Origin of the sequence: Plebeiibacterium sediminum, from assembly GCF_026013605.1 — a bacterium.
Classification (GTDB): Bacteria; Bacteroidota; Bacteroidia; order Bacteroidales; family Marinilabiliaceae; genus Saccharicrinis; species Saccharicrinis sediminus.
On record NZ_JAPDPJ010000341.1, the window covers coordinates 1 to 410 of the forward strand.

Below are 410 nucleotides of genomic sequence, written 5' to 3' on the forward strand. Positions count from 1 at the left end.
GTTCCATTAGCTCCCACAAGACCTTCTAATGTTACAGGTAAACCTGCTGTCATACCAAATCTTGGAACATCAACTGGTAAAACTTCGTTTTGATATGCTTTATCCTGATTACGGAATACACCTTCTGAGATGACAGATACAATTTGAAGTTTTAATCCTTTTTCTGCTCTAAGCTTTTCAGCTCCTGCAACTAATGTTGCTACTTCTGATCCACTGGCTAGTAATACTACATCCGGAGTTTCTGCATCTTTTTCAACAATATAAGCTCCTTTTTTAGCTTTTAAAGCTTGCTCATAATTACTTCCCGGAAGATTCTTAATATTCTGACGAGAAAGAATTAATGCTGATGGAGTTGTTGTATTTTCCAATGCCATTTGCCATGCTACAGTTGTTTCTTCAGCATCAGCAGG

1 protein-coding gene is annotated in these 410 nt (G+C 37.6%); it reads right to left on the reverse strand.

Annotation, left to right across the window (positions count from 1 at the left end):
- Window positions 1-410 (reverse strand): transketolase-like TK C-terminal-containing protein (locus OM075_RS25720; protein ID WP_435873494.1); only part of this gene is annotated, 410 nt, incomplete at both ends.